At 73.2% G+C, this 2,360-nt stretch carries 2 protein-coding genes and 1 pseudogene; 1 reads left to right on the top strand and 2 read right to left on the bottom strand.

Going from position 1 to position 2,360, the window contains the following annotated elements; genetic code table 11:
* Both EYA84_RS30680 and xylA read right to left on the bottom strand, forming a co-directional pair.
* On the bottom strand, positions 1–677 hold a 677-nt coding region (locus tag EYA84_RS30680; RefSeq protein ID WP_255446682.1), incomplete at its 3' end, for an FGGY family carbohydrate kinase.
* 9 nt (positions 678–686) lie between these two features.
* On the bottom strand, positions 687–1,874 hold the full coding sequence (gene xylA, locus EYA84_RS30675; RefSeq protein ID WP_131057701.1) for a xylose isomerase: 1,188 nt from the start codon (positions 1,872–1,874) through the stop codon (positions 687–689).
* Positions 1,875–1,923: 49 nt separating this feature from the next.
* Here xylA and EYA84_RS30670 point away from each other — a divergent pair.
* Positions 1,924–2,360 (top strand): annotated as a pseudogene (locus tag EYA84_RS30670) (sugar kinase); the annotation flags it as partial.

Here is a 2,360-nt window from a genome sequence, read left to right as displayed (position 1 = left end):
GTTCCGAGCAGCGCACCGCCGGGCAGCGCGCCGGCCGCCTCGGCGGCACCCAGCACGGTCGGCACCCGTACCGTCCGGCCGAGCGCCCGTTCCAGCAGGTCGGGGCGGTACTCGCCGGTGGCCGGCGACCAGTATCCGGTGCCGCTGGCGTCACTGCGGTCGGTCCGCAACGCCGCCAGGTCGGACGACCCGGACAGCCGCCAGGTCAACCAGTCGTGCGGCAGGCAGACGGCGGCCACCCGGTCGGCGTTGGCCGGCTCGTGCCGGGCCAGCCAGCGCAGCTTGGTGACGGTGAAACTCGCCACCGGCACGCTGCCCACCGCGTCAGCCCAGAACTGCCGGCCCGCCGTACCGGCGCCGGCCTCCTCGACCAGGTCGGCGGCGGCCTGCGCGGAGCGGGTGTCGTTCCACAGCAGCGCCGGCCGCACCACCTCGCCCGACTCGTCCAGGCAGACCATGCCGTGCTGCTGGCCGGCGACGGAGACGGCGGCGACGTCGTCCAGCCCACCGGCGGCGTCGATCGCCGTCTGGAGGGCCGACCACCAGGCCGAGGGGTCGACCTCGGTGCCGTCCGGGTGCGGGGCCCGGCCCTGGCGGACCAGGTCACCGGTGTCCGCGTCCCGGACGACCACCTTGCAGGACTGGGTGGAGGAGTCCACCCCCGCGACGAGCGGCATGCCGTCGCCTCAGCGCGCGCCGAGCACGTGCTCGACGGCGAGCTGGTTGAGCCGGATGAAGCCGAAGCCCTTGGCGCCGGCCGCGTCGACGTCGTAGCCCTCGAACGCGCTGGTGTCGGCGAGCAGCTCGGCGTAGCCCTCACCCTCGCCCAGGGTCGGTACGCCCAGCTCGCCGACCTTGGCGGCGGCCAGTGCCTCGACCACCTCGGGGTCGGCCCGGAACGCCGCGGCCCGCTCCTTGAGCAGCAGGTAGGTCCGCATGTTCGCGGCGGCGGAGACCCACACCCCGTCCATGTCCTCAGTGCGGGAGGGCTTGTAGTCGAAGTGGCGCGGCCCGTCGTACCCCGGGCCGCCACCCGGGGCGCCGTGCTCCAGCAGGTCCACCAGCGCGAACGCGTTGAGCAGGTCACCGTGGCCGAAGACCAGGTCCTGGTCGTACTTGATGCCGCGCTGGCCGTTGAGGTCGATGTGGAACAGCTTGCCCTGCCAGAGCGCCTGGGCGATGCCGTGCACGAAGTTCAGCCCGGCCATCTGCTCGTGGCCGACCTCCGGGTTGACGCCGACCCGGTCGGGGTGGGCGAGCGTGGAGATGAAGGCCAGCGCGTGCCCGACGGTCGGCAGCAGGATGTCGCCGCGCGGCTCGTTCGGCTTGGGCTCCAGCGCGAAACGCAGGTCGTAGCCACGGTCGACGACGTACTGGCAGAGCAGGTCGACCGCCTCGCGGTAGCGGTCCAGCGCGGCCTGAACGTCCTTGGCGACGTCGTACTCGCCGCCTTCCCGGCCGCCCCACATGACGAAGGTCTGTGCGCCCAGCTCGGCGGCGAGGTCGACGTTGCGCAGCACCTTGCGCAGCGCGTACCGCCGGACGTCGCGGTCGTTGCTGGTGAAGCCGCCGTCCTTGAAGACGGGCTGCTGGAAGAGGTCGGTGGTGACCATCGGCACCACCAGGCCGGTCTCGTCGAGCGCCTTGCGGAACCGGGCGATCTGGCCGTCGCGGGCGGCGGCGTCCGCACCGAACGGCACGAGGTCGTCGTCGTGGAAGGTGACGCCGTACGCGCCCAGCTCGGCGAGCCGGTGCACCGACTCCACCGGGTCCAGGGCCGGTCGGGTGGCGTGACCGAACGGGTCTCGGCCCTGCCAGCCGACCGTCCAGAGGCCGAAGGAGAACTTGTCGGCGGGGGTGGGACGGGATGCCATTACAGACCTCCGGTGGTGTCGTCCGCTATTTGTTCAGTGGTTGAATTAAATGGCCGCGATGTGGCAGTGTCAAGGGGTGACCCGACTCGCAGCCCCGGCCGGTGGCGTACGCCAGGGCAGCCTGCGTGAGCTGAACCTCGCCCTCGTCCTCGGCCGGATCGCCGCGGCCGACCGCCCTCCCGGGCCGCGCTGGCGGCCGAGACCGGGCTGACCCGAGCCACCGTCTCGGCCGTGGTGGAGGACCTCGTCGCCGGTCGACTGGTCACCGAGGCCGAGCCGACGCCACGCGCCGGTGCCGGGCGACCCGCCCGTGGCCTGGTGCTCGCCGGTGACGGCCCGGCCGGGCTCGGGCTGGAGATCAACGTCGACTATCTGGCCGCCTGCGTGGTCGACCTCTCCGGCGAGGTCCGGCACCACACCGTGCACCGGGCCGACCTGCGCCCGGTCTCCCCCACCGACGCGCTGGCCCGGCTGGCCCCTGTCTCT

Source organism: Verrucosispora sp. SN26_14.1, assembly GCF_004307965.1.
Taxonomy (GTDB): domain Bacteria; phylum Actinomycetota; class Actinomycetes; order Mycobacteriales; family Micromonosporaceae; genus Micromonospora.
Note: the sequence above shows the minus strand (reverse complement) of the source record. Positions and strands in the feature narration are given on the sequence as shown.